The organism is Kribbella sp. NPDC048928 (genome assembly GCF_043197975.1).
Lineage (GTDB): Bacteria > Actinomycetota > Actinomycetes > Propionibacteriales > Kribbellaceae > Kribbella.
This window is the reverse complement of the sequence record NZ_JBICUC010000003.1, coordinates 440,975-463,788: the sequence shown is the minus strand read 5'-3', so window position 1 is coordinate 463,788 and position 22,814 is coordinate 440,975. Positions and strand designations below refer to the sequence as shown.

At 69.1% G+C, this 22,814-nt stretch carries 21 protein-coding genes; 10 read left to right on the top strand and 11 right to left on the bottom strand.

Features of this window, described 5'->3' with window-relative positions; genetic code table 11:
* Nucleotides 1-20: 20 nt before the first annotated feature.
* Entirely contained in the window at nt 21-2,078 is a 2,058-nt protein-coding gene (locus ACGFI6_RS15615; protein WP_393118921.1) for a prolyl oligopeptidase family protein, read from the bottom strand.
* Between the two features lie 58 nt (nt 2,079-2,136).
* On the opposite strand from ACGFI6_RS15615, the gene ACGFI6_RS15610 reads away from it, so the two are divergent.
* The 3 genes from ACGFI6_RS15610 to ACGFI6_RS15600 are packed head-to-tail and all read left to right on the top strand — an operon-like array spanning nt 2,137 to nt 4,782.
* Entirely contained in the window at nt 2,137-3,855 is a 1,719-nt protein-coding gene (locus ACGFI6_RS15610) for a LuxR C-terminal-related transcriptional regulator (protein WP_393118919.1), read from the top strand.
* Between the two features lie 49 nt (nt 3,856-3,904).
* Complete coding sequence (locus ACGFI6_RS15605) at nt 3,905-4,132, top strand: hypothetical protein (protein ID WP_393118918.1); 228 nt, start codon at nt 3,905-3,907, stop codon at nt 4,130-4,132.
* The gene (locus ACGFI6_RS15600; RefSeq protein WP_393118916.1) at nt 4,129-4,782 is read left to right on the top strand and encodes a maleylpyruvate isomerase family mycothiol-dependent enzyme; all 654 of its coding nucleotides are present in this window, start codon (nt 4,129-4,131) and stop codon (nt 4,780-4,782) included. The genes ACGFI6_RS15605 and ACGFI6_RS15600 overlap by 4 nt, the downstream gene beginning before the upstream one ends.
* A gap of 72 nt (nt 4,783-4,854) precedes the next feature.
* Here the strand turns inward: ACGFI6_RS15600 and ACGFI6_RS15595 are convergent, their stop codons facing one another.
* Nucleotides 4,855-6,393: an alkaline phosphatase D family protein gene (locus tag ACGFI6_RS15595; protein WP_393118914.1), complete on the bottom strand. Its 1,539-nt coding sequence runs from the start codon at nt 6,391-6,393 to the stop codon at nt 4,855-4,857.
* Nucleotides 6,394-6,505: 112 nt separating this feature from the next.
* Between ACGFI6_RS15595 and ACGFI6_RS15590 the strand changes: the two genes are divergently transcribed.
* Together ACGFI6_RS15590 and ACGFI6_RS15585 are read left to right on the top strand one after the other, a co-directional pair.
* Entirely contained in the window at nt 6,506-7,573 is a 1,068-nt protein-coding gene (locus tag ACGFI6_RS15590; protein WP_393118912.1) for an acyl-CoA desaturase, read from the top strand.
* Nucleotides 7,574-7,615: 42 nt separating this feature from the next.
* Nucleotides 7,616-8,467 (top strand): hypothetical protein, encoded by an 852-nt coding sequence (locus tag ACGFI6_RS15585; protein WP_393118911.1) that lies wholly within the window; start codon nt 7,616-7,618, stop codon nt 8,465-8,467.
* On the opposite strand, the gene ACGFI6_RS15580 is transcribed toward ACGFI6_RS15585, so the two are convergent.
* The 3 genes from ACGFI6_RS15580 to dapA are packed head-to-tail and all read right to left on the bottom strand — an operon-like array spanning nt 8,421 to nt 12,119.
* A complete protein-coding gene (locus ACGFI6_RS15580) occupies nt 8,421-9,452 on the bottom strand; it encodes a LacI family DNA-binding transcriptional regulator (protein WP_393118909.1) in 1,032 nt (343 codons plus the stop codon). The two genes, ACGFI6_RS15585 and ACGFI6_RS15580, sit on opposite strands and share 47 nt — an antisense overlap.
* A gap of 37 nt (nt 9,453-9,489) precedes the next feature.
* The gene (locus ACGFI6_RS15575; protein ID WP_393118907.1) at nt 9,490-11,184 is read right to left on the bottom strand and encodes a ribonuclease J; all 1,695 of its coding nucleotides are present in this window, start codon (nt 11,182-11,184) and stop codon (nt 9,490-9,492) included.
* Complete coding sequence (dapA, locus tag ACGFI6_RS15570; protein WP_393118905.1) at nt 11,181-12,119, bottom strand: 4-hydroxy-tetrahydrodipicolinate synthase; 939 nt, start codon at nt 12,117-12,119, stop codon at nt 11,181-11,183. The genes ACGFI6_RS15575 and dapA overlap by 4 nt, the downstream gene beginning before the upstream one ends.
* 218 nt (nt 12,120-12,337) lie before the next feature.
* On the opposite strand from dapA, the gene ACGFI6_RS15565 reads away from it, so the two are divergent.
* Nucleotides 12,338-12,859, top strand: coding sequence for a hypothetical protein (locus ACGFI6_RS15565; protein ID WP_393118903.1), 522 nt, complete (start codon nt 12,338-12,340; stop codon nt 12,857-12,859).
* On the opposite strand, the gene ACGFI6_RS15560 is transcribed toward ACGFI6_RS15565, so the two are convergent.
* The gene (locus ACGFI6_RS15560) at nt 12,850-13,662 is read right to left on the bottom strand and encodes a metal-dependent hydrolase (protein WP_393118901.1); all 813 of its coding nucleotides are present in this window, start codon (nt 13,660-13,662) and stop codon (nt 12,850-12,852) included. The genes ACGFI6_RS15565 and ACGFI6_RS15560 overlap by 10 nt on opposite strands.
* Nucleotides 13,663-13,803: 141 nt before the next feature.
* On the opposite strand from ACGFI6_RS15560, the gene argG reads away from it, so the two are divergent.
* Entirely contained in the window at nt 13,804-15,237 is a 1,434-nt protein-coding gene (gene argG, locus ACGFI6_RS15555) for an argininosuccinate synthase (protein WP_393118899.1), read from the top strand.
* A gap of 90 nt (nt 15,238-15,327) precedes the next feature.
* Here argG and paaE read toward each other — a convergent pair whose 3' ends face one another.
* Genes paaE through paaA form a run of 5 tightly spaced genes read right to left on the bottom strand, consistent with a single transcriptional unit; the run spans nt 15,328 to nt 18,835 of the window.
* Nucleotides 15,328-16,413: a 1,2-phenylacetyl-CoA epoxidase subunit PaaE gene (gene paaE, locus ACGFI6_RS15550; RefSeq protein ID WP_393118897.1), complete on the bottom strand. Its 1,086-nt coding sequence runs from the start codon at nt 16,411-16,413 to the stop codon at nt 15,328-15,330.
* Between the two features lie 25 nt (nt 16,414-16,438).
* Nucleotides 16,439-16,912: a 1,2-phenylacetyl-CoA epoxidase subunit PaaD gene (gene paaD / locus ACGFI6_RS15545; RefSeq protein ID WP_393118895.1), complete on the bottom strand. Its 474-nt coding sequence runs from the start codon at nt 16,910-16,912 to the stop codon at nt 16,439-16,441.
* A complete protein-coding gene (gene paaC / locus ACGFI6_RS15540; RefSeq protein WP_393118893.1) occupies nt 16,906-17,640 on the bottom strand; it encodes a 1,2-phenylacetyl-CoA epoxidase subunit PaaC in 735 nt (244 codons plus the stop codon). The genes paaD and paaC overlap by 7 nt, the downstream gene beginning before the upstream one ends.
* Nucleotides 17,637-17,915: a 1,2-phenylacetyl-CoA epoxidase subunit PaaB gene (gene paaB, locus ACGFI6_RS15535; protein ID WP_393118891.1), complete on the bottom strand. Its 279-nt coding sequence runs from the start codon at nt 17,913-17,915 to the stop codon at nt 17,637-17,639. Before paaB ends, paaC begins: the two co-directional genes overlap by 4 nt.
* Nucleotides 17,912-18,835 (bottom strand): 1,2-phenylacetyl-CoA epoxidase subunit PaaA, encoded by a 924-nt coding sequence (gene paaA, locus ACGFI6_RS15530; protein ID WP_393118889.1) that lies wholly within the window; start codon nt 18,833-18,835, stop codon nt 17,912-17,914. Before paaA ends, paaB begins: the two co-directional genes overlap by 4 nt.
* Nucleotides 18,836-18,998: 163 nt before the next feature.
* Between paaA and ACGFI6_RS15525 the strand changes: the two genes are divergently transcribed.
* The 3 genes from ACGFI6_RS15525 (at nt 18,999) to ACGFI6_RS15515 (ending at nt 22,614) form a co-directional block, all read left to right on the top strand.
* Entirely contained in the window at nt 18,999-20,183 is a 1,185-nt protein-coding gene (locus ACGFI6_RS15525; RefSeq protein ID WP_393118887.1) for a DUF418 domain-containing protein, read from the top strand.
* An 18-nt stretch (nt 20,184-20,201) separates the two neighbouring features.
* A complete protein-coding gene (locus tag ACGFI6_RS15520; RefSeq protein ID WP_393118885.1) occupies nt 20,202-20,804 on the top strand; it encodes a GNAT family N-acetyltransferase in 603 nt (200 codons plus the stop codon).
* Between the two features lie 103 nt (nt 20,805-20,907).
* Complete coding sequence (locus ACGFI6_RS15515) at nt 20,908-22,614, top strand: alpha/beta hydrolase (RefSeq protein ID WP_393118883.1); 1,707 nt, start codon at nt 20,908-20,910, stop codon at nt 22,612-22,614.
* Nucleotides 22,615-22,814 lie beyond the last annotated feature (200 nt).

The following is a 22,814-nucleotide window of genomic DNA, read 5'->3' as shown; positions in this document are numbered from 1 at the left end:
TTAATCCCACGCAGGCCCTCCTACTGCTCAGGCGGTACGAGACCTACATGGTGAGCAGCGAACGCCAGTAGATCGGCCCACTCCGACGCCACCATCGCGGCAGGTTTGCCGAAGCCATGGCCGGTGTTGACTTCCACTCGGGTCAAGACCGGCTGCGGACCGGCCTGCGCGTGCTGGAGCGCCGCCATGAACTTGTGACTGTGCAGCGGGACCACCCGGTCGTCGTGGTCACCTGTGACCACGAGAGTCGCCGGGTACGCCGTACCGTCGCTCACGCGGTGCAGAGGCGAGTACGCCAGCAGGTCCGCGAACTGGTCCGGGTCGTCGGGCAGACCGTAGTCGGACGCCCACGCCGCTCCCACTGTGAACAGGTGGAATCGCAGCATGTCCAGTACGCCTACACCGGGCAGGGCGACCGCGAACAGGTCGGGCCGTTGCGTCATGACTGCACCGACGAGCAGGCCACCGTTGCTACGACCGTGCATCGCCAGCTGCTCCGGTGTGGTCACTCCGGTGTCCCGCAGGTGCTCAGCGACCGCGATGAAGTCGTCGAACACGTTCTGCTTGTTCTTCAGCCGCCCGGCGTCGTGCCAGTCGGTCCCGTACTCGCCGCCACCACGCAGGTTCGCGATGACCAGTACGCCCCCGGCAGCCAGCCACGCCGGCCAACCGGGGCGGTAGTCGGCCTGGATCGGGATGCGGAATCCGCCGTACCCCCACATGAGCGTCGGGCGTGGCGCTGAGAAGTCCAGGTCCGAGCGGGTGATCAGGAAGTACGGGACGTCGCGTCCTGGCGCCACGTGGCGCGTCACGGTGACCTGTGGCGGCGTGAAGCCCCCTGCACCGCGCACCAACTCCGGCAGCGCGCGTACGTTGCCTGAACCGGTGGAGACGACGTACGACAGTGTGGGATCGGTCGTCGTCGACAGGCCGATGAAGAGCTCCTCGTGCTTCGGTGCCGCGTTGAAGCCGACCACTCCCCCGCCCGGCACCTCGACCACGCGACCACCGGAGCCGTCCAGCGCGTAGAGCGTCAGCACCGACTGCGCGTCGACAAGAGTCAACGTGGCCAGGCCGTTTGCCGTACCGCGGACTGCCTGCAGGGTGGAGTCGCTCTCCGGGATGAGGTCCGTGAACTGGCCGGCCAGGTCCGACAACACCAGGCGTCCGCGGGAGGCGTCGCGGTCGGTCCGCAGCACCAGCTGGTCGCCGGACATCCGCACGAACGCGATCTCGTCGGCGAACTCGTCCACCACCTTCACCGGCTCGCCCAGACCCTCACTGGTGATCGGGTAGACCCAGAGGCGCGTCGCAGGGTCAGTGCCCTCGGTGATGTGCACGACGACGTACCGGTCGTCATCGGACACCTCCGGCGTGAAGAAGTACCGGTCCTTGCCAGGGACGCTCAGCACCAGCTCGTCCTCGGACTGCGGTGTGCCGACCCGGTGCAGCGTCAGCCGCCCGCCGGACAACGAGGCGGTCTCAGTGCCCTCACTGCGTCCACTGGCCGGGTAGTGCAGGTAAAGGTACGCGGAGCTGTCCGGGAGCCAGGTCGCCTCGCTGAACTTGGCCTCCGTCACCACGTCGTCCACCGGAGTACCCGTGGCCATGTCGAGCAACCGGAACGTCGTCCAGTCGCTGCCGCTCTCGTTGATGCCGTAGGCGAAGTACTTGCCGTCGGGACTGACGGTGAACGACCCGAGTGAGTCGGTGCCGTCCTCGGACAGCGTGTTCGGGTCGATCAGCACCCGCCCGCCGGACAGCAGCTCCTCGAGCGACTCGGCGACGTAAATCACGTCCTGTGCCTGCGTACCGTCGTTGCGGCCGACGAGGTACCAGCCGGCCTTCTTCTCGGGGACGCCGGCGCGGGGGCGCGCGAGGATCGCGGACATCGTGCTCTGGAACCAGCCGCGCTCGGGGTAGCCCGCCAACTCCGCCTGGGTGTAGGCGTTCTGCCGGTTGACCCAGTCCTGGGTGTCAGGCGAGTCAGGGTCTTCCAGCCAGCGGTACGGATCAGCGATCTGGCGCCCGTGCAACGTCTCGACGACATCGTCGCGGCGGCTCTCCGGATAGGTCATACAGACAACCTAAATGGTGGCCTGGCGTACGCGCGCCGCGGACGGTCACACTGCGAGCGTGAGCAACCCCCGGCCGGGCATGGACCAGCTGCTGGCCGCTGCCGCGGTCGCCGGCGAGCGGGTGCGCCTCGACGTACTGCAGCAGGTCGTGGACCTGCCGCGTGGCGACTTCCTGGCCGCAGTCGACGCCCTGGTGCGTTCGGGCGCACTGGTCGTACCGTCCGACTCCCGCGACGCCTGGTTCCCGGACCAGTCGGTACGGCGTGACGCCGAAGCGCACCTGCCCCTCAGCACCCGCGCCGACCTCCACCGTCGTACTGCGGAGGCACTGGATCCCACCACCGACCAGGCAGAGATCCTGCGGCACTGGTCAGCAGCAGTTGCGACGACGCCGGACGCGCTGGACAGAGCACCGCTGCAGCTCCAGCTCGCTCAGGCGGCCGTACGCGCCGGGGACCTCTCGGCCGCGCACGCTGCCGTGCAGGCAGCAGTCACTACCGCCCGCAGGTCACAGACGACCGGCCTGCTCGCCCAAGCGGCAGTAAGCCTGGAGCCGATCGGGCAGTCGGAGTGGGACGGCGACATCCACCAGTGGTGCACCGAGGCCTTGGCGGCACGCGACCGCACCCCGAACTTCACGGTCCACCTCCGCGCCCGGCAGGCCCAAGCGGCCGTGTACCTCGCCCGCTGGCCGGAAGCCGTGGCAGCGAGCAGCGACGCCCTCGCGCAGGCCGAGGCTCTCGGCGACACCGATCTGCTCGTCGAAGCACTCACCGCCCGCCAGTTCGCCACCAGCGGACCCGACGACGTCGACGACCTGGCCGCCGCCGCTGCGCGGATGATCGAGCTCGGTACGGCGACCGGCCGCGCCGAGGTCGAACTCCGCGGCCGCCTGTGGCGGATCGACACGCTCTGGTACCGCGGTGACCTGGCCGCCATCGCAGCAGAGACCGGACGCCTGGCGAGCTGCGCCGACCGGGCCGGCGGCCCGCACGGACGCTGGCACGTCCTCGTCACCCGTGCCTCGCTCGCGCTGGCACGTGCTGAGTTCGACGAGGCCGAGGCCGTGCTCGACGACGCGTTGGACGGGTTCCGCCGGATCGGTCATCCCGCCGTGCACGGCGCCGAGGTGATGTTCCAGGTCCTTCGCGGCCATCACCTGGGGTACACCGAGGCCGTGCTCGGGCCGGCCACGTGGCAGTTCGGGACGGACTCTCGCTGGGATCTCTTCGCGCGCCTCTGCCGTGCCTTCGTGCTCGTCGAGGCGGGTCGCCTCGACGAGGCCTCCGCGCTTTACTACCGCTGCGGCCGCCCGGAGTCCTGGCAGACACCTCAGGCCGGCGAACTCCTCCTGCACCCGGTCGCGGCCCGGGTCGCCGCCGACCTCCGTCGAGCGATCGTGCTGTGCCGGACCGTCGGTGCGCCAGGGTTCGCCGTGGAGGCCGCCTGCCTGCTGGCCGAGGTGTACGGCAGATCGGGGCAGCCGGCGAGAGCCCGAGCGACAGCGACCGAAACGCTCCCGCTGGCGAAGGCCTTGAAGATGACGCCCTGGCTCGCCTGGCTCGGCAAACCAGACGACCCGCTGAGCCCCCGCGAACGCGAGGTCGCCCGGCTCGTCGCCGACGGCCTGACGAATCGCGAGATCGCCGCCGTGCTCGTCATCTCCGAGCGCACCGCCCAGAACCACGTCCAGCACATCCTCGCCAAGCTCGGCTTCGTGAACCGTGCCCAGGTGGCCGCGTGGGCAGCCCAACGCCGTACTCAGCACCCCGAATGAGCAATTCGCACGATGCGGCGCCACGGAACCGCGGCGCACGCTGAGAGGCATGACGGACGCGAGGCGTTCCGGACCTGGCACCAGGCGTTCGGGGATCAGATCTTCGACCACTTTCGGCCCGGTCCTGAACGCGGTCCCGCTCGGCGACGACGCGCTGCGCCTGTTCGACGGCGTCCGGCTGCTCGGGCGGTCCCGCGACTTCTTCGAACTCAAACGCACCCGCTCCACACCGCCCGATGTGCGCTACCGTCCGACCAAGGGAGGGACAAGCTCATGAACGACGACGAGCTCTGGACCGCGATCGACGCGCAGCGGCTGCGCACGGCCGACTGGCTGGAAACCCTGCGGCCGGACGACTGGGGACACCGTTCGCTCTGTGATGGCTGGACCGTCCGCGACGTCGCCGGGCATCTCACGCTGCAGCAGATGGGCCTCGGCGACGTGTTCCGGCTCGCTGTGAAGCACCCCGGTGTCCACAGCCTCAACTGGATGATCCTGACCTCCGCCCGCGACCAGGCGGCGCTGCCGATCGAGCAACTCGTCGGCGGGATCCGCGGCATGGCCGGATCGCGCCGGCACAACCTCGGCGTCACGCCGTTCGAGACGTTGCTCGACATCGTCGTCCAGGGACAGGACATGGCGATCCCGCTGGGCCGATCGCTGCCGGTCCCGCCCGAGGCGGCGGCGACGGCCGCGGATCGCGCCTGGGGCTACCAGGCATCGCGGAGCGGCCGGCGGAAGTCGAAGGTCTTCAAACCACTCTCGTACGCCGGACTTCGCCTGGTCGCCACCGACATCGACTGGAGCGTCGGCGCCGGGCCGGAGCTCCGCGGACCGGTGCTCTCGCTGCTCCTCCTGCTCACCGGACGGCGCGTCGTGCTGCCGCAGCTCGAAGGCCCGGGAGCGCTGACCCTCCAGCAGGTGTGACAGCGTACCCACCGGCTCCGGTGGGCGGCATCCCGCACAGGCGCCGGAGCTCGGTGGGTACGACGGGCCCCACTAGTGGTGGGCCGGGGGGATGTCCTTGGTCCAGAGCACGTCGCCGAACAGGTTCCGCAGCGACACCGTGAAGACGCCGGTCCGCGGATCGATCCGGGTGTGCCCGAAGAACTGGTTGCCGCTCGCGGGCGACTGGCTGGGGAAGTCGGCCACCTTGGTCCAGACGACCTTCGGGCCGAAGGTGCTGTCCAGCGGGTTCGGGCCGAACGCACCGGCGTTGATCGGGCCGGCCACGATCTCCCAGAACGGGTCGAAGTCGGTGTACGCCGCCCGCGCCGGGTCATAGTGGTGCGCGGCGGCGTAGTGCACGTCGGCCGTCAGCCAGATCGCGTTCCGCACCTTGCGCTTCTTGAACTGGCTCAGCACCCACGCGATCTCGTGCTCGCGACCCCCCGGCGCGCCCGGCAGGCCGTTGCCGACCGCCTCGACCAGGTCGCCGTCCGGGACCAGCAGACCGAGCGGCATGTCACTCGCGATCACCTTCCAGGTCGCGCGTGACGCCGCGACCTCACGGACCAGCCAGGCCGCCTGTTCGGCGCCGAGCATCGCCACCGGACCGGCCTCCGACGGCAGCGGGTTCGCACCGCGGTACGTACGCATGTCCAGGCAGAACACGTCGAGCAACGGACCGTAGCTGACCTTGCGGTAGATGCGGTCGCGGCCGCCGATGTGCTCCATCGGCAAGTACTCGAGGAATGCCTTCTTCGCCCGCGTTGCCAGTACGTCGACACGCCGCTCGACGTACCGCGAGTCGTCGAGGATCTCCCCCGGGTACCAGTTGTTGAGCGTCTCGTGGTCGTCCCACTGCGCGATCAGCGGTACGTCGGCGTACAGGTTGCGGACGTTCTCGTCGAGCAGGTTGTACTTGTACCGGCCGCGGTACTCGGCCAGCGTCTCCGCGACCTTCGAGACCTCCTCGGTCACCACGTTCTTCCAGACGGTGCCGTCGGCAACCTTCAGCTCGGCCTCGATCGGGCCGTCGGCGTAGATGTTGTCGCCCGAGTGCAGGAAGAAGTCCGGCCGGGTCTCGTGCATGGCCTTGTACGCGATCATCCCGCCCAGCTCCGGGTTGATGCCGTACCCCTGCCCCGCGGTGTCGCCGGTGAACACGAACGACACGCCGCGGCTGCGGCCCGGAGTGGTGAACGAGCCGTCGAGGGTCTGGCCGATCCGCCCGTACGCGTCCTCGAAACCGAGCCGGTAGTCGTAGCGCTGCCCCGGCCGCAGACCGCGCAGCGGCAGCCGTGCGGTGAAGTCGTCGCCGGCGTCGGTCCTCGGCCCGCGCAGCGAGATCGCCCGGTCGAAGCGGCCGTGGCCGGTCAGCTGGACGACCAGGCGGCCCGGACGGTCGGTGCGTGACCAGACGACCGCCGAGTTCGGCGTGACGTCGGCGCTGGCGACGCCGGACGGCAGCGCGGCGCGGTCCCGGCGGACGAGGTTCGGTGCGGCCGAGGCGGTGGCCGCGAAAGTACCGGGTACGGCGACCGAAGCACCGGCTGCGGTGGTGGCGGCAAGGAGTTGACGACGGCTCAGTTTCATGTCCCGAAGGTGCGCTCCAGGAATGACAGTGAGGTGACACCGAGGAAAACTGGGCGCCAAATCACGCTCCCCGGTGCTGTGCCTGGGAGCTTCTGACCCCCATGATGAGGGCGTGCGCACCCAGCAGCGGTACGTCAGCCTCTACACCGACCTCCTGCAAACCGTGCAAGACCTCGGTCTGATGCGGCGCCGTCAGGGCTACTACTACACGCGGATCAGCCTTGTCGGCCTCGCTCTGCTCGCCGTGGCGGTCGGTGTCGTGCTGCTCGGCGACTCTTGGCTCCAGCTGTTGCTGGCCGGTGCGCTGGCGCTCGTCCTGGTGCAGGTGGCGTTCCTCAGCCACGACAGCGCGCACCGGCAGATCTTCCATTCCAACGCGCGCAACGACTGGACCGCCCGGATCTTGGCCGGCGGTGTCCTCGGGATGAGCGTCAGTTGGTGGCGCAACAAGCACAACCGGCACCACGGCGCCCCGAACCAGGTCGACAAGGACCCCGACGTTCAGCTCGACGCCGTCGCGTTCACCCCGGACGCGGTCGCGAAGCGCGGGCCGTTCGGCCGCTGGATCGCCGCGCGCCAGGGCTGGCTGTTCTTCCCGCTCCTCACGCTCGAGGGCATCGGGCTGCACGCCTCGAGCCTGCGGCACCTGCTCCGCCGGAACGCCAGCCGGAGCGACCGCATCGAGGCGGCGGTGGTCGTCGCCCGGATCACGCTGTATGTCGCCGCGCTCTACCTCCTGCTGCCGCCCGGCAAGGCGAGCGCGTTCCTCGGGCTGCAACTGGCCGTCTTCGGGGTGTGCCTGGGCGCCGCGTTCGCCCCGAACCACAAGGGCATGCCACTCGTACCGGCCGGGATGAAGCTCGACTTCCTGCGCCGTCAGGTGCTCACCTCACGCAACATCCGCGGTGGACTGTTCACCGATCTGGCGATGGGCGGGCTCAACTACCAGATCGAGCACCACCTCTTCCCGAGCATGCCGCGGCCGACGCTGCGCAAGGTGCGCCCGATCGTCCGGGAGTACTGCGAGCTGCACGGCATCGCGTACGCCGAGGTCGGCCTGTTCACCTCGTACCGGATCGTCGTCGACTACCTGAACAACGTGGGGCTGCAGGCCCGCGACCCCTTCGACTGCCCACTCGCCGCGGAGCTGAGGTCCGCCGGCGCGCGGAATCTGGCCTGAGTCAGAACGCGCCGCCACGGCTGCTGATCTAGTCTGGCGGTCATGTGGTGGGGTCTGGCAGGCGCGTTGGCGGCAGCTGTCGCGTACGGCCTGGCCTCGATCCTGCAGGCGTCGGCCGCCGCCGGAGCCGCCGACGCGAGCGCGCACGACGTCGTCATCAAGCCACGCTTCGTGCTCGGTATGGGGCTGGACGTCGTGGGGTTCTGTCTGCAGGTTGCGGCGCTCCAGGTGCTGCCACTGTTCGTGGTGCAGTCCGCGCTGGCCGCCAGCCTGGCCGTCACCGCAGTCGCCGCACGCACCCTCGGCGTCCGGCTCGGGCGGCGTGAATGGACCGCGGTCGGCGTCGTCTGCCTCGGACTGGGCCTGCTGGGCGTGTCGGCCGGCAGTGAGGGCAACCCAGCCGTCGGGCACGGCTTCCGATGGGCGCTGGGTGGTGCTGTCGCGGTGCTCGGTCTGGCACGGGTGTTGATCCCGCTGATGCCGAAGAGGCTGCACGGCCCGTCGCTGGGCCTGATCGCGGGACTCGGCTTCGGCGTGGTCGCCGTCTCGGGCCGGATCATCCCGAGCCTGCGGCCCGCGGACCTGATCACCGAGCCGGCCACCTACACCGCGATCGCCGGCGGCGCACTCGCGATGCTCTGCTACGCCGCGGCACTGCAGCGCGGCGGCGTCACGACCGCCACCGCCATGCTCGTCGTCGGTGAGACCGTCTTTCCCGCGCTGGTCGGGCTTGTCCTGCTGGGCGACCACGCGCGGCCGGGCTACACCGCGCCGGCGGTCGCCGGGTTCGTCCTCGCGGTTCTTGGCGCCGTCGCGCTCGCCCGGTTCGGCGAGCCGGGGCAGGCGGTCAGCGTGCCGGCGGAATCTCCCCCGAGCCGCGAATCGTCAGCTTGACCGGGACCCGGACCGTCCGGCCGGGGCGGTGCGGCTCCGGGAGGCGTTCGGTCATCAGCTGGATCGCCGTCCGGGCCATCACGTCGGCGGACTGGGCGACCGCGGTCAGCCCGGGGCTGAGCAGGTCGCCGAGCTGGAGGTCGTCGAACGACACCAGCGCCACCTGATCGCGGCGGCCGGCCAGGCCGCGCAGCACCTCGGCGGTGGTCATGTTGTTCGCCGAGAGCAGCGCGGTGGCCGGCTCGGCGCGGTCGAGGACCGCCGAGAGCGTGATGCCGATGCCCTCGGTGGTCGGCTCGGACAGGTGCACCAGGTCCTCGTCGACGTCGATCCGGTGCCGGGCCATCGCCGCCCGGTACGCGACCACACGCTCCCGGGCGGTGAAGATCCGCTCGTCGTCGCCGAGGTACGCGATCCGGTGGTGGCCCTGCCGGACCAGGTGGTCGATCGCCTGGTCGATGCCGCCCGCGTTGTCCGCGAGCACGGCATCCGCCTCGATCCCGTGCGCAGGCCGGTCGATCGTGACGACCGCCATCCCGGCGTCCACGTGCGGGGCGAGATAGTCCTGGGTCTCCCCGATCGGCGCCATGATCAGCGCATCGGGGCGGCGGGCAACGAACTCCAGGCAGACGTCCTTCTCCCGCTCCGGATCCTCGTCGGTCAGCCCGATCATCACCACGGAGCCGGACGACCGGGCCCACAGCTCGACGGCCCGGCCGAGCGACGCGAAGAACGGGTCGCCGATGTCGCGGATCACCACCGCGATCGTCCCGGTCTTGCCGCGGCGCAGCATCCGGGCCGACTCGTTCGGCGTGTAGTTCAGGTCCTTGATCGCCGCCTGGACCTTGGCGGTCAGCTCCGGGCTGACGTTCGGCTCCTCGTTCACCACCCGGGACACGGTCTTCAGTGCGACCCCGGCCCGGGCGGCGACCTCCTTCATCGTGGGCCGGCGCTGCCCCGTCCCGTTCACCCCGCTGACGCTCATCGCCGACCCACCCTTTCCGTAGCTCGCGCCGAGGGTACTAGCTTTCGACGACCACGGGAATGATCATCGGGCGGCGGCGGTGGGTGTCGCTGACCCACTTGCCGACCACCCGGCGGATCACCTGCTGCAACTGGTACATGTCGTCGACGCCGCCGCCGATGGCCTTCTCGATCTCGGCCTCGATCCGCGGCTTCAGGTCGTCGAAGACCGTGTCGTCCTCGGCGAACCCACGGGCCTGGATCTCCGGGCCGGCGGTCAGCTTGCCGGTCACCGAGTCCATCACCGCGATCACCGAGATGAAGCCCTCGTCGCCGAGGATCCGGCGGTCCTTGAGCGAGGTCTCGGTGATGTCGCCGACCGTGGAGCCGTCCACGAAGACGTACCCGCAGTCGACCTTGCCGGCCACGACGGCCTTCTTGTCGATGAGGTCGACCACCACGCCGTCCTCGACGACGACCACGTTCTCCCGCGGTACGCCGGTCTGGACCGCGAGGTCCGCGTTCGCGTGCAGGTGCCGGATCTCGCCGTGCACCGGCATCACGTTGCGCGGCTTCACGATGTTGTAGCAGTACAGCAGCTCGCCCGCGCTCGCGTGCCCGGAGACGTGCACCAGCGCGTTGCCCTTGTGGATGACGTTCGCGCCGTGCCGGATCAGGCCGTTGATCACCCGGTAGACCGAGTTCTCGTTGCCGGGGATCAGGGACGATGCCAGTACGACGGTGTCACCCGGCTGCAGGTGGACGACGTTGTGGTCGTTCGCCGCGATCCGGGACAGCGCCGACATCGGCTCGCCCTGCGAACCGGTCGACACCAGCACCACCTGCTCCGGCGGGTAGTTGTCGAGGTCGCGCATGTCGATCAGCGTGTCGCCAGGCACGTTCAGGAAGCCGAGGTCGCGGGCGACGCCCATGTTGCGGACCATCGAGCGGCCGACGTACGCGACCTTGCGCCGGTGCTTCACGGCGGCGTCCATCACCTGCTGGACGCGATGCACGTGCGAGGCGAAGCAGGCGACGATGATGCGCTGGTTCTTGGCCTTGGTGAAGACCCGGTCCAGGACCGGCGCGATGTCGCGCTCGTGGGTGGTGAAGCCGGGGACCTCGGAGTTCGTGGAGTCGACCATGAACAGGTCGACGCCCTCCTCGCCGAGCCGGGCGAACGCGCGCAGGTCGGTGATCCGGTTGTCCAGCGGCAGCTGGTCCATCTTGAAGTCACCGGTGTGCAGGACGACGCCGGCCGGGGTCTTGATCGCGACCGCGAGCGCGTCCGGGATCGAGTGGTTGACCGCCACGAACTCGCAGACGAACGGGCCGATCTGGAGCTTCTCGCCCTCGACCACGGTCTGCTGCGGCACGTTGCGGTGCCGGTGCTCCTTCAGCTTGCCCTCGAGCAGCGCGAGCGTGAGCTGGGACCCGATCACCGGGATGTCGCCCCGCTCACGCAGCAGGTAGGGCAACCCGCCGATGTGGTCCTCGTGGCCGTGCGTCAGGACGACCGCGACGACGTCGTCGAGACGGTCCCGGATCGGCTCGAAGTCCGGCAGGATCAGGTCCACACCGGGCTGGTTCTCGTCCGGGAACAGTACGCCGCAGTCGACGATCAGCAGCTTGCCGTCGTACTCGAACACGGTCATATTGCGGCCGACCTCGCCGAGGCCGCCGAGCGGGATCACCCGCAAAGCGCCCGGAGCGAGACGTCCGGGCGCGTCGAGATCTGGATGGGGATGGCTCATGCAATCAGTCCTGCCTGTTTCAAGTCGGTGGTGAGCCGGTCGGTCTGCCCGGGCGTCGCCTCGACCAGCGGCGAACGAAGCGTCGCATGCTCGATGACACCGGCCAGCTTGAGCGCGGCCTTCACCATGATGGCGCCCTGGGTCATGGTCATGATCGTCTCGACGGCGGGCACCAGCCGTCGATCAATATCCTGTGCTGCTGCGAGGTCTCCGGCCACCACGGCGTCGATCAGCTTCCGGTACTCCCGGCTGGCGACGTGCGCCACGACGCTCGCAATACCGACCGCACCGATCGCCAGGGAGGCGAGGTTCAACTCGTCGGCACCGCAGTAGTAGAACAGATCGGTGTTCGCCAGCACCTTGGTGGTCCCGGCCAGGTCGCCCTTGGCGTCCTTCACCGCGACGATCCGCGGGTGCTCGGCGAGCGCGATCAGGGTCTCGGTCTTGATCTCCACCCCGGACCGGGCCGGGATGTCGTACAGCATGTTCGGCAGGCCGGTGGCGTCGGCGACCGCGGTGAAGTGCGCCCTCAGCCCGTCCTGCGGAGGCTTGTTGTAGTACGGCGTGACGACGAGCAGACCGTCCGCGCCGGCGGCCTCGGCCTGCCTGGCGCACTCGACGGTGTGGGCGGTGTCGTTGGTGCCGACGCCCGCGACGATCCGGACGCCGTCGCCGACGGCCTCGCGGACCGCCTGGATGATCTGGACCTTCTCCTGGTCCGAGGTGGTCGGCGCCTCGCCGGTGGTCCCGTTCAGCACCAGGGCGTCGTTGCCGCCGTCGACGAGATACGTCGCGACCTTCTGGGTGGCGTCCAGATCGAGGGAACCGTCGGCCCGGAACGGGGTGATCATCGCGGTCGTCAGGCGGCCGAACGGCGGCGCCGGCGTCGGGGCCGAAGCCTGGGCCGACGAGGGCGTGGATGCTGGCGAGGACATGGGCCTCAGATTACCGCTCCCGACCCCTGAAGAAATGGGTAGGCCTGGTGGCTGTCCGCTCGGGGGTCCGGGCAGCCACCAGGCTCACTCGTCCTATCGGGGGCCGCCCGGTAGGCGTTACAGCTTCTGCCAAAAAAGTCCGGAAAAACTTCTGTAAATACTCTCCGTCACTCAAAGACCACATTGTGTCGACATTCCGATGCTTTAGTCTCTTGCGCGTGTCGACACCTTCAGCCTCCTCAGCCGGCTCAGCCGTGCCCGCCGCCCGCCAGAGCCTGACGATGGTCTGCGCGACGATGGCCGCCGCGATCCCGCTCATGACGCTCGTACTGTGGTTCGTTCTCGGTACCGACGGGATCGGCGCGTTCCCGAAGAGCTGGCCGCCACTGGTGGTACTCGCCGCCGCGGTCGGCGCGTACTCGATCTGCGAACTGGTCGGCTTCCGGACGCCGCCGCTCGCGTACTCCAACCGGCCTGCCGCCGAGGTTCAGGCAGACTCGTGGCGGCGCTTCACGGCGTCGACGTTCACGCGGTTCGCGGTCTGTGAGGCGGTGTTCCTGATCTCGATCCCGCTGGCCTTCGTCGCCGACAGCTACTGGCTGGTGCTGATCGGTGCGGTGCTCGCGCTGCCGCTGTTCTTCTGGGAGGCGTGGCCGGGTGAGCGTAATCAGCGCCGGTTCGCGGCGGCGCTGGAATCCGGTGGGGTCGCGTCGTACTTGACCGGCCGGCTTCAGGACTGACCGGCGAGCCAGACGCTCGTCGCGTCGAAGAGCCGCTCGACGACCTGGAGCGCGCCCGGAAGTAGCAGTACGCCGCCGATGGTCAGCACCGGGACGATCACCGCGTGCTCGAACCAGTGGCCGGTGCTGAACCGCAGCGGCCTCGGGAGGCGGATCTCGTACCAGGTCTCGCCGCGGATCGGCAGCGGCCACAGCCACGGGCAGCCGGAGCGCGTGAGGCTGTCGCCCAGGCAGTGGACGAACATGCCGAGTGCCACGGCGGCACCGATCCAGCCGCCGATCTGTGTCAGGCCCGCTTGGAGCGCGTCCGCTGCCGCGGTGCCCGGCAGTGCGGTGCCGGCGCCGGTGGTGCTGACGACCGACCAGCCGGCGGCTCCGAGTACGGCGAGGACGATCCAGTCGCCCAGCACGTCGGCCGCGAGTACCAGTCCGGTGACGGCTACGCCTAGTACGGCCCATTTGCCGCGGTCGCCGAGGCTCGCGGCGAGCATGCCCAGCAGGACGGCGGCGACCAGCGTGTGCGTCGCATGCCGGTGCTTCCCGGTGCTGTCCTCGTCGCGCGGGCCTTTGGTCAGCTTGTACAGGACGCCGGAGAAGGCGCGTACGGCTCCGGACACCAGCCGCGTCACGGGGCCCAGCAGCCGGGACGCACTGGCGCCCGGGTGATCCAGGTCGGGCAGCAACGCGTACCCGGCTGTGGCTGCCGCGAACGGCACCACCTCCGCCACCGAGGTCAGCCCGACCAGCGGCGCCACCGCCAGCCCGGCACACCACCCCGACAACGCATGCGACCGCCCCATCATCCGGAGCCTCACTCCCCTCACAGTCCCGCACATCCTCCCCCACCAGCCCCACCACCCCCACCAGCCACGCGGGTTATCGGGTAGGCGGATCGCCACCAGACAGGCTTTGCATAATCATGCAGGAGGGTGCATACTTTTCCTGTGTCCAAGGTGCTGAATTCTTTGCCAGTCGGTGAGCGGGTCGGGATTGCCTTCTCAGGTGGTCTCGACACGTCGGTTGCGGTCGCGTGGATGCGGGACAAGGGAGCGATCCCCTGCACGTACACCGCCGATCTCGGGCAGTACGACGAGCCCGACATCGCGTCCGTCCCGGGTCGTGCGACGGCGTACGGCGCGGAGCTCGCGCGACTGGTGGACTGCCGCGCGGCGCTCGTCGAGGAAGGCCTGGCGGCGCTCGCCTGCGGTGCGTTCCACATCCGCTCGGGCGGCCGGACGTACTTCAACACCACCCCGATCGGCCGGGCAGTGACCGGCACGATGCTCGTCAAGGCGATGCTCGACGACGACGTCCAGATCTGGGGCGACGGGTCGACGTTCAAGGGCAACGACATCGAGCGGTTCTACCGCTACGGCCTGCTGGCGAACCCGCAGCTGCGGGTCTACAAGCCGTGGCTGGACGCGCAGTTCGTGCACGAACTCGGCGGCCGGAAGGAGATGTCCGAGTGGCTGGTCGCGCACGGCCTGCCGTACCGGGACAGCACCGAGAAGGCGTACTCGACCGACGCGAACATCTGGGGCGCCACCCACGAGGCGAAGACCCTCGAGCACCTCGACACCGGGCTGGAGACGGTCGACCCGATCATGGGGGTCGCGCACTGGGATCCGGCGATCGAGATCCCGGCCGAGGACGTCACGATCGGGTTCGTGCAGGGCCGGCCGGTGACGATCAACGGCAAGGAGTTCGGGTCGGCGGTCGACCTGGTGCTGGAGGCGAACGCGATCGGCGGCCGGCACGGTCTCGGCATGTCGGACCAGATCGAGAACCGGGTCATCGAGGCGAAGAGCCGGGGCATCTACGAGGCACCGGGGATGGCGCTGCTGCACGCGGCGTACGAGCGGCTGGTGAACGCGATCCACAACGAGGACACGCTTGCCAGCTACCACACCGAGGGCCGCAAGCTCGGCCGGCTGATGTACGAAGGTCGTTGGCTCGACCCACAGTCCCTGATGATCCGGGAGGCGCTGCAGCGCTGGGTCGGCACGGCGGTCACCGGTGACGTGACGCTCCGGCTGCGGCGCGGCGAGGACTACTCGATCCTCGACACCACCGGCCCGGCGCTCAGCTACCACCCGGACAAGCTGTCGATGGAGCGGGTCGTGGACTCCGCGTTCGGCCCGGTCGACCGGATCGGTCAGCTGACCATGCGGAACCTGGACATCGCGGACTCCCGCGCGAAGCTCGAGCAGTACGCGGGCCTCGGCATGTTCGGCTCGTCGAACCCGGCGCTCGCGTCGTCGACCGAGCTGATCGGCGAGCTCCCGAAGGGCGGCGCCGAAGCCATCGCCTCCCGCGGCGAGACCGACGAGGAGGACGCCCTCCTCGACCGCGCCGCCATGGAGTCCGGCACCGACTGAAGCTGACGGCCACGCAGGCAGAACCCCCGAAAACCATCCGAACGGGGTGCAGATCGGGGGTTTTGCCTGCGTGGCGGTCCAGCACCGCGATCAGGCGTCGTAGTCGAGGGTTACCGATGGCGTGGTGGGGTGGGACTGGCAGGTGAGGACGTAGCCGGCGCGGATCTCGTCGGGTTCGAGGGCCCAGTTGGTGTCCATCCGCACGCTGCCCTCGAGGACCTTGGCGCGGCAGGTGCCGCAGACGCCGCCCTTGCAGGCGAACGGCGCGTCGGACCGGACCGCGAGGGTCGCGTCCAGCACCGCCTTGGAGTGCTCCCCGAGCGCGAACGTCGACCGGCGCCCGTCGAGGATGACGGTCACCTGGGCGGCGTTCTCGTCGACGGCCGCTTCCTCGACCGGCGCCTTCGGAGCCTCGTCGCCGACGTGGAACAGCTCGGCGTGGACGTGCTCGCGCGCCACCTTCTCCGAGAGCAGCAGGTCCTGCGCGCCGACGACCATCGCGTACGGCCCGCAGAGGAACCACTCGTCGACGGAGTCCAGTGGCAGGATCGTCGCGAACATCCGCCGCAGCCGGTCGTTGTCGATGCGGCCGCTGAACAACTCCACCTCGGTCGTCTCGCGCGACAGCACGTGGACGAGGTGGAACCGCGAGGCGTACTGGTCCTTCAGGTCGGCGAGCTCGTCGGCGAACATCACCGAGCCCGCGCTGCGGTTCCCGTACAGCAAGGTGACGCGGCTCGACGGTTCGACCGCGAGGATCGTGGCGACCAGCGACAGCACCGGCGTGATCCCGCTGCCGGCGGCAACGAACGCGTAGTGCTTGGCGTTCGCGGGGTCGAGCGTCGTACCGAAGCGGCCGAGCGGGGTCATCACCTCGAGCTCGTCGCCGACCTTCAGGTCCCGGGCCGCGTACGCCGAGAACTCGCCGCCCGGGATCCGCTTCACGCCGATCTTGAGCACGCCGGAGCCCGCGGGTGAGCAGATCGAGTAGCTGCGGCGGACCTCTTCGCCGGTACGCCGGATGGTCAGGTGCTGGCCCGCGCTGAACTCGTACTCGCCGGACAGCTCAGGTGGTACGGCGAACGTGATCGCGACCGCGTCATCGGTGATCGCGTCGACGGCGGCGACCTTCAGGCTGTGGAAGGTGGCGCGGCGTCTCGGGGCGACGGTTGTCATCAGATCGCCTTGCTGTGTCGGTTGTTCACAGGGATTTGAAGTGGTCGAAGGGCTCTTTGCAGGCGTTGCAGCGCCACAGGCTCTTGCAGGACGTGGAGCCGAAGCGGCTGAGCTCGGAGGTGTTAGGCGATCCGCACAGAGGGCAGCGAATGCTCAACTGCAGCAGGACTTTCGAGGCGTCGCGGGTCGACGGTGGAGCGATGCCGTAGTCCGTGAGTTTGGCCTTGCCTGCTTGGGTCATCCAGTCGGTGGTCCAGGGTGGGGAGAGCGTGGTCTCGACTCTGCCCGGGACGTTCAGGGACTGGAGAGTGAGCTCTACCTCGTGGCGGATCAGATCCATCGCCGGGCAGCCGGAGTAGGTGGGGGTGATCGTCACGACCACCTGTTCGGCTTCGTGGTGGAGGCCGCGGAGGATGCCGAGGTCGGCGATCGTCAGGACCGGGATCTCGGGGTCGGCGACCTCTCCCACTGCTTCGAGAATGGCTTCGTCGGTCACCATGTCGCACCTGGGTGGGATCGCGCGACGTGCTGGAGCTCGGCGAGCAGATAGCCGAGGTGTTCGGTGTGCTGCCCGTTGCGGCCGCCGGTGTGCTGGTAGGACGACGAAGGCCGCTCGCAGGTGGACTCGTCGATGACAGCAAGGACTCGATGGTTCCACTCGTCCTGCAGCGTCAAAGGGTCAACGGCTACCTGCAGCCGCTGCACCAGCGAATCAGACTCGAACATCTCCCCCGTGTAAGGCCACAGTGCCTCCAGCGCAGCCTGCATACGGCGGTGGCTCTCGTCGGTGCCGTCGCCCAAGCGCAGCACCCACTGGGTCGCATGGTCGACGTGGTACGCGACCTCCTTCACGGCCTTCCCCGCCACCCCCGCCAGCGTCTCGTCGGCGCAGGAACGCAGCTCGTCGTACAGGAGGTGCTGGTACGTCGCGAAGTACAGCAGGCGGGCCATCGCGAACGCGAAGTCGCCGTTCGGGAGCTCGCACAGCTGCAGGTTCAGGAACTCGCGCTCGTCGCGGAAGTACGCCAGGTCGTCCTCGGTACGACCGTCGAACGAACCGGCGTACTGCAGCAAGGCGCGGGCCTGCCCGAGCTGGTCCAGCCCGATGTTGCCGAGGGCAACGTCCTCCTCGAGCTGTGGCGCGGACGCGATCCACTCACCGGTGCGCTGCGCCGCGATCAGCGCGTCGTCACCGAGCCGGAGCGTGTACGAGAGCAGGTCGTTCACAGGTGCTCGACGCCTTCCGGGACCTGGTAGAACGTCGGATGCCGGTAGACCTTGTCGCCGGCCGGGTCGAAGAACTCGTCCTTCTCGTCCGGCGACGACGCGGTGAGGTCGGACGCCTTCACCACCCAGATCGACACGCCTTCCTGGCGCCGGGTGTACACGTCCCGCGCGTTCCGCAGCGCCATTGTCGCGTCGGGCGCGTGCAGACTGCCGACATGTGTGTGCGACAGCCCCCGGCGCGACCGTACGAAGACCTCCCACAGCGGCTCGATCATGCGGCACCTGCCTTCACGGTCTGCTTCGCGGCATAGGCGGCCGCGGCCTCGCGGACCCACGCGCCGTCCTCGTGCGCCTGGACGCGCCGCGACAACCGCTGCTGGTTGCACGGACCGTTGCCCTTCACGACGTCGTACAGCTCGGTGTAGTCCGGCTCGCTGAACCGGTAGTGCCCGGCCTCTTCGTCGTACGAGAGGTCGTCGTCAGGTACCCGCAGGCCAAGGACGTCGGCCTGCGGGACGGTCATGTCGACGAACCGCTGCCGCAGCTCGTCGTTGCTGTGCCGCTTGATCCCCCAGGCCATCGACTGCTCCGAATGCGTCGACGCGGCGTCCGGCGGACCGAACATCATCAGCGACGGCCACCACCAGCGGTCGAGCGCGTCCTGCGCCATCGCCTGCTGCCCGGGCGTCCCGTTGCACAGCGTGTGCAGGATCTCGAACCCCTGCCGCTGGTGGAACGACTCCTCCTTGCAGACCCGCACCATCGCGCGAGCGTACGGACCGTACGAGCAGCGGCACAGCGGTACCTGGTTGACGATCGCGGCGCCGTCCACGAGCCAGCCGATCGCGCCGATGTCGGCCCAGGTCAGCGTCGGGTAGTTGAAGATGCTGGAGTACTTCTGCTTCCCGCTGTGCAGCAGGTCGAGCAGGTCGGCGCGGTCGACGCCGAGGGTCTCGGCGGCGGCGTACAGGTACAGCCCGTGGCCGGCCTCGTCCTGGACCTTGGCCATCAGGATCGCCTTGCGGCGCAGCGACGGCGCCCGGCTGATCCAGTTGCCCTCCGGCTGCATGCCGATGATCTCGGAGTGCGCGTGCTGGGCGATCTGCCGGATCAGGGTCTTGCGGTACCCGTCCGGCATCGCGTCCCGCGGCTCGATCCGGCCGTCGGCGTCGATCGTCGCCTGGAAGCTGTCCATGCCGCCAGCATATGTGACACTTTTTCTCAGAATCAACAACACGTGTCACAAAGGTGGTTGTAGGTCCACCCCAGAGGTGGTTTCAGGACGCTGGGTCCGGCGATCCGCGACCGGGAGGATCGAGGTAACAGTTCAAGACCTAAACAGTTTTGGAGATGGCCTCGTGACTACTCAGACCCTTCCGGCCGTGGACCACCGCGGCCCCGTGACCGGACGCGAGCGCGCGCTGGCACCCGACCTGATCCGCGGCGCGATGCTCTTGATGATCGCCCTCGCCAACAGCGCGAACTTCGCGTTCGCCGGCCAGCCCGGCGTGGAGAGCGCGCCGCACGGCTTCGAGCGGATCCTGAACTTCCTCAAACTCACCTTCGTCGATGCCCGCGCGTACCCGGTGTTCGCGGTGATGTTCGGGTACGGACTGGTCCAGCTGGCCCGCCGCCAGCGGGCGGCCGGCGCCACCACCGGCGCCGTCCGGCGAATCCTGCTGAAGCGGAACGCGTGGCTGATCGGCTTCGGCGTCCTGCACGCGACGCTGCTGTACTTCGGCGACTTCCTCGGCGCGTACGGCGTCGTGGGCATCGTCTGCGCGGTGTTCCTGATCAACCGCGGCGACAAGTTCCACCGGATCGTGCTGGCGATCTGGGCCTTCATGGGTCTCGAGACGCTGTTCCTCGGCGCCAGGGCCGCGCTCGCGATCGTGAACAGCTCGGGCCCCGCGCACGCGCTGACCAACTCGCCGAACCCGTCGCTGGCCGCGACGTCCTACTTCGCGAGCATCGTCGACCGGCTCCACGAGTATCCGATGCACGCGGCCAGCGTGATGGGCTTCATCGTCATCGTCTGGCTCGGTATCTGGGCCGCTCGCAAGCAGATCCTGGAGAACCCGGCCGCCCACAAGACGCTGCTCACCCGGGTCGCCGTCGGTTGTCTCGGCCTCACCTTCCTGGGCGGTCTGCCGCTCGCACTGGTCGGCGCCGGCTGGGTGCACCTCGACAAGGACGCCGTGAGCTCGCTGGAGTTGCTGTCTCACGTGTCCGGCATGTTCGGCGGCCCCGGTTACGTCGCGCTGTTCGGCCTGCTGGTGCTGCGGATCCGCAAGCAGTCCCTGCCGGTTCTGGCGATTGCCGCGCTCGGTCAGCGGTCGCTGTCGGGGTACCTGTTCCAGTCCGTGTCGTGGATGATCCTGCTGGCCCCGTTCACGCTGGACCTGCGGTTCGGCAGCACGGCGTACACCGCGGCGCTGGCTGCGATCGGCGTCTGGATCGTCTCGGTGATCGGTGCTTACACGATGAGCAGGCGCTCGTACCGCGGGCCGGCCGAGACCCTGCTGCGCAAGCTCGTCTACTGACTTGGGAAGATTGGGTCCATGAGCGACTTCGGGGTTCCGGAACCCGCCAACCTCTCGGATCTGTCGGCCGAAACGCCCGTGGCCGAGACCAGTGTCCGGCTCGCGTTGCCGGCGGAGGCAGGAGAGATCGGCGAGATCCAGGTGGCAGCCTGGCGGGCGTCGTACGCCGGGCTGCTGCCGGTCGACGTCCTCGCCGATCTCAACCCGGCGCAGTTCGCGGCCCAGTGGCGGGCCGCACTCGTCGCCCCGGGCGAGGCGCGGAACCGGGTGATGGTCGCGCTGGCCGGCCGCACGCTCGTCGGGTTCGCGGCCATCACGCCGTCCGACGACCCGGACGCCGACCAGCAGCGCGACGCGCTGATCGCCGAGCTGGCCGTCAGCCCGGAGGCGACCCGCGCGGGCCACGGCTCCCGGCTGCTGAACGCCGTCGTCGACACGATCCGCGCCGACGGCTTCCGCCGGGTGACCGTCTGGGTGAACTCCACCGACGACGTGCTCCGCGCCTTCTACACCGAGGCCGGCTGGGCCCCCGACGGCGCGCACCGCGAGCTCGACCTCTACGGCGACGAGTCCGTCCGGATCAAGCAGATCCGGCTGCACACCGACCCCGGCCCGGAGTAGCGGCAGCGGATCGGCGACCTGCCGGGGGTGGTGCTCGACCGGCTCCGGCGTGCGTGACAGATTGTCACGGTCCGATCACGCAAGGCCATCCGCTGGAGTCTGCATGAAGTACCTCACCCTGGCCGCCGGCCTGGGCCTGTCCGCTGCCGTCGTCCTCGTCGTCCCCGGTTCGGGGGCCACCGCTTCGATGCAGGCGGCGACCGTCGTCGACAAGCCGCATCCGGTGGCGACCAAGTACCTGAAGCAGAGACCCAAGTGGACCAGGTGCGGCGAGGAAGAGCTTCGTACGTACTGCACGAAGATCACCGTCCCGCGTGACTGGGCGAACCAGTACGCCGGCAACGATCTGCAGATCGCGGTCAGCAAGGTCGCTCCGGCAAAGGGCAAACCGAGCCGCGTCGTGTTCGGCAACCCGGGCGGCCCGGGCGCCGCCGGTCTCGGGATGGCGCCGTACCTCGCGAGTCAGGCGCCGATCGCCAAGGATCACCTCTCCGTCGGGTTCGATCCGCGCGGCACCGGAGGCAGCACGACTGTCAGTTGCGCCGGCGCCCCGGGCTACACGATGGACGCGCGGGACCGCGATCCCGCGACCCGCAACCTGGCGGCGGCCGCATCCGAGCTGACCCAGCCGTACTGCGCCCGCCAGTCCCGCGGCCTGCTCCCGTACGTCACCACCGCGCAGACCGTGCAGGACATGGATCTGATCCGCCAACTGCTCGGCTTCGACAAGATGGACTACCTCGGGTACTCCGGCGGCACCTGGCTCGGGGCGTACTACCAGACGTATTTCCCCGAGCACGTCGGCCGTTTCGTCCTGGACTCGAACACCGACTTCACCGGAACCTGGCTGGACACGTTCGCCGGCCAGCCGCAGGCGTTCGAGCGCCGGTTCCGCGAGGACTTCGCGACCTGGGCCGCCAGGTACGACGACCAACTGAAGCTCGGCTCGTCACCCGGCGCAGTCATCCGGTTGTACGAACGGTTACGACGCGACCTGAAAGCGCACCCCGCGACCGAGGAATTCCTGGACGCCGGAGTGCGGATCACGTACGACGAGAACGCACTCGACGAGATGATCACCGGGGATCTGTACTCGAAACTCGACTTTCATCCACTGGCCGCCGATCTGCTCTTTCTGCGCGACCTTTCCGCGGCCCAGGCAAAAGGCGGTCCACAGGCCGCGCAACGACGCGCTGACGCGCTACCGGTCGCGCGTCAGCGGCAGCTCGTCCAGCGCGCGCACCGCGCACCGACCGGCCTGCGGATGCTCGGCGACGACCCAGACGCCGACTCAGAGGACGCCACCTTCACCGCCATCACCTGCAACGACACGGCCTGGCCGCAGGGGCGCGAGTACGGCGAACAGCTCGCCGCACGTCTCGGCCCGCACTTCCCGCTGGTCGGCTGGACGATGTCCGAGATCCCGTGCTTCCACTGGAACCGCCCGAACCTGACGATGCCGACGCCGACCGGCAAAGGCCTGCCCACAACGCTGATGGTGCAGTCGGTGCACGACCCGGCCACCAACTACGGCCTCGCCGCCACGGCTCACAAACAGTACGCCGGTTCGCGGCTGCTGACCGTCACCGGCGAGGGCGACCACGGTGTGTACGGCGGCGTGAACCGGTGTGCGGACCGGGTCGTCAACACGTTCCTCACCATCGGCGTCGCACCGGCCAAGGACGCCAGTTGCGCGGGCGAAGGCATTCCCGCACCGGTACCGATGGAGCCGCTGCCCGACGACCTCGCCGGTGCTCCTTTGCAAAAGGTCGCTGGATTCACGAAAGCCGTTTCCGGCTATCTGCCGTAACAAACGTTCGACAGCCACCGGAATTCACCTACCGAGGGGATGATCGCGGTCACCGTCGGCGAAATCCGGGCGAGGCTTTCGTTGTCAGGACATAGTTGTCAGGGCGATGTCAGGGTTCCGTCCCTGTGCGACACAGCGTGATCACGGCAGCCTGGAGTCAGCGCGGAGGATCAGGGCGTCGACCGGGGAGGGCTCGACGA

What these genes read in the sequence shown, in the direction of transcription:
- ACGFI6_RS15585 (WP_393118911.1), top strand. Translation starts at nt 7,616, where the DNA reads ATGTGGTGGGGTCTGGCAGGCGCGTTGGCGGCAGCTGTCGCGTACGGC.
- ACGFI6_RS15580 (WP_393118909.1), bottom strand. Translation starts at nt 9,452, where the DNA reads ATGAGCGTCAGCGGGGTGAACGGGACGGGGCAGCGCCGGCCCACGATG.
- paaD (WP_393118895.1), bottom strand. Translation starts at nt 16,912, where the DNA reads ATGGTGACCGACGAAGCCATTCTCGAAGCAGTGGGAGAGGTCGCCGAC.
- ACGFI6_RS15520 (WP_393118885.1), top strand. Translation starts at nt 20,202, where the DNA reads ATGAGCGACTTCGGGGTTCCGGAACCCGCCAACCTCTCGGATCTGTCG.
- ACGFI6_RS15605 (WP_393118918.1), top strand. Translation starts at nt 3,905, where the DNA reads ATGACGGACGCGAGGCGTTCCGGACCTGGCACCAGGCGTTCGGGGATC.
- ACGFI6_RS15595 (WP_393118914.1), bottom strand. Translation starts at nt 6,393, where the DNA reads ATGAAACTGAGCCGTCGTCAACTCCTTGCCGCCACCACCGCAGCCGGT.
- paaE (WP_393118897.1), bottom strand. Translation starts at nt 16,413, where the DNA reads ATGACAACCGTCGCCCCGAGACGCCGCGCCACCTTCCACAGCCTGAAG.
- dapA (WP_393118905.1), bottom strand. Translation starts at nt 12,119, where the DNA reads ATGTCCTCGCCAGCATCCACGCCCTCGTCGGCCCAGGCTTCGGCCCCG.
- ACGFI6_RS15600 (WP_393118916.1), top strand. Translation starts at nt 4,129, where the DNA reads ATGAACGACGACGAGCTCTGGACCGCGATCGACGCGCAGCGGCTGCGC.
- ACGFI6_RS15575 (WP_393118907.1), bottom strand. Translation starts at nt 11,184, where the DNA reads ATGAGCCATCCCCATCCAGATCTCGACGCGCCCGGACGTCTCGCTCCG.
- ACGFI6_RS15615 (WP_393118921.1), bottom strand. Translation starts at nt 2,078, where the DNA reads ATGACCTATCCGGAGAGCCGCCGCGACGATGTCGTCGAGACGTTGCAC.
- paaB (WP_393118891.1), bottom strand. Translation starts at nt 17,915, where the DNA reads ATGATCGAGCCGCTGTGGGAGGTCTTCGTACGGTCGCGCCGGGGGCTG.
- ACGFI6_RS15515 (WP_393118883.1), top strand. Translation starts at nt 20,908, where the DNA reads ATGAAGTACCTCACCCTGGCCGCCGGCCTGGGCCTGTCCGCTGCCGTC.
- ACGFI6_RS15560 (WP_393118901.1), bottom strand. Translation starts at nt 13,662, where the DNA reads ATGATGGGGCGGTCGCATGCGTTGTCGGGGTGGTGTGCCGGGCTGGCG.
- paaA (WP_393118889.1), bottom strand. Translation starts at nt 18,835, where the DNA reads ATGGACAGCTTCCAGGCGACGATCGACGCCGACGGCCGGATCGAGCCG.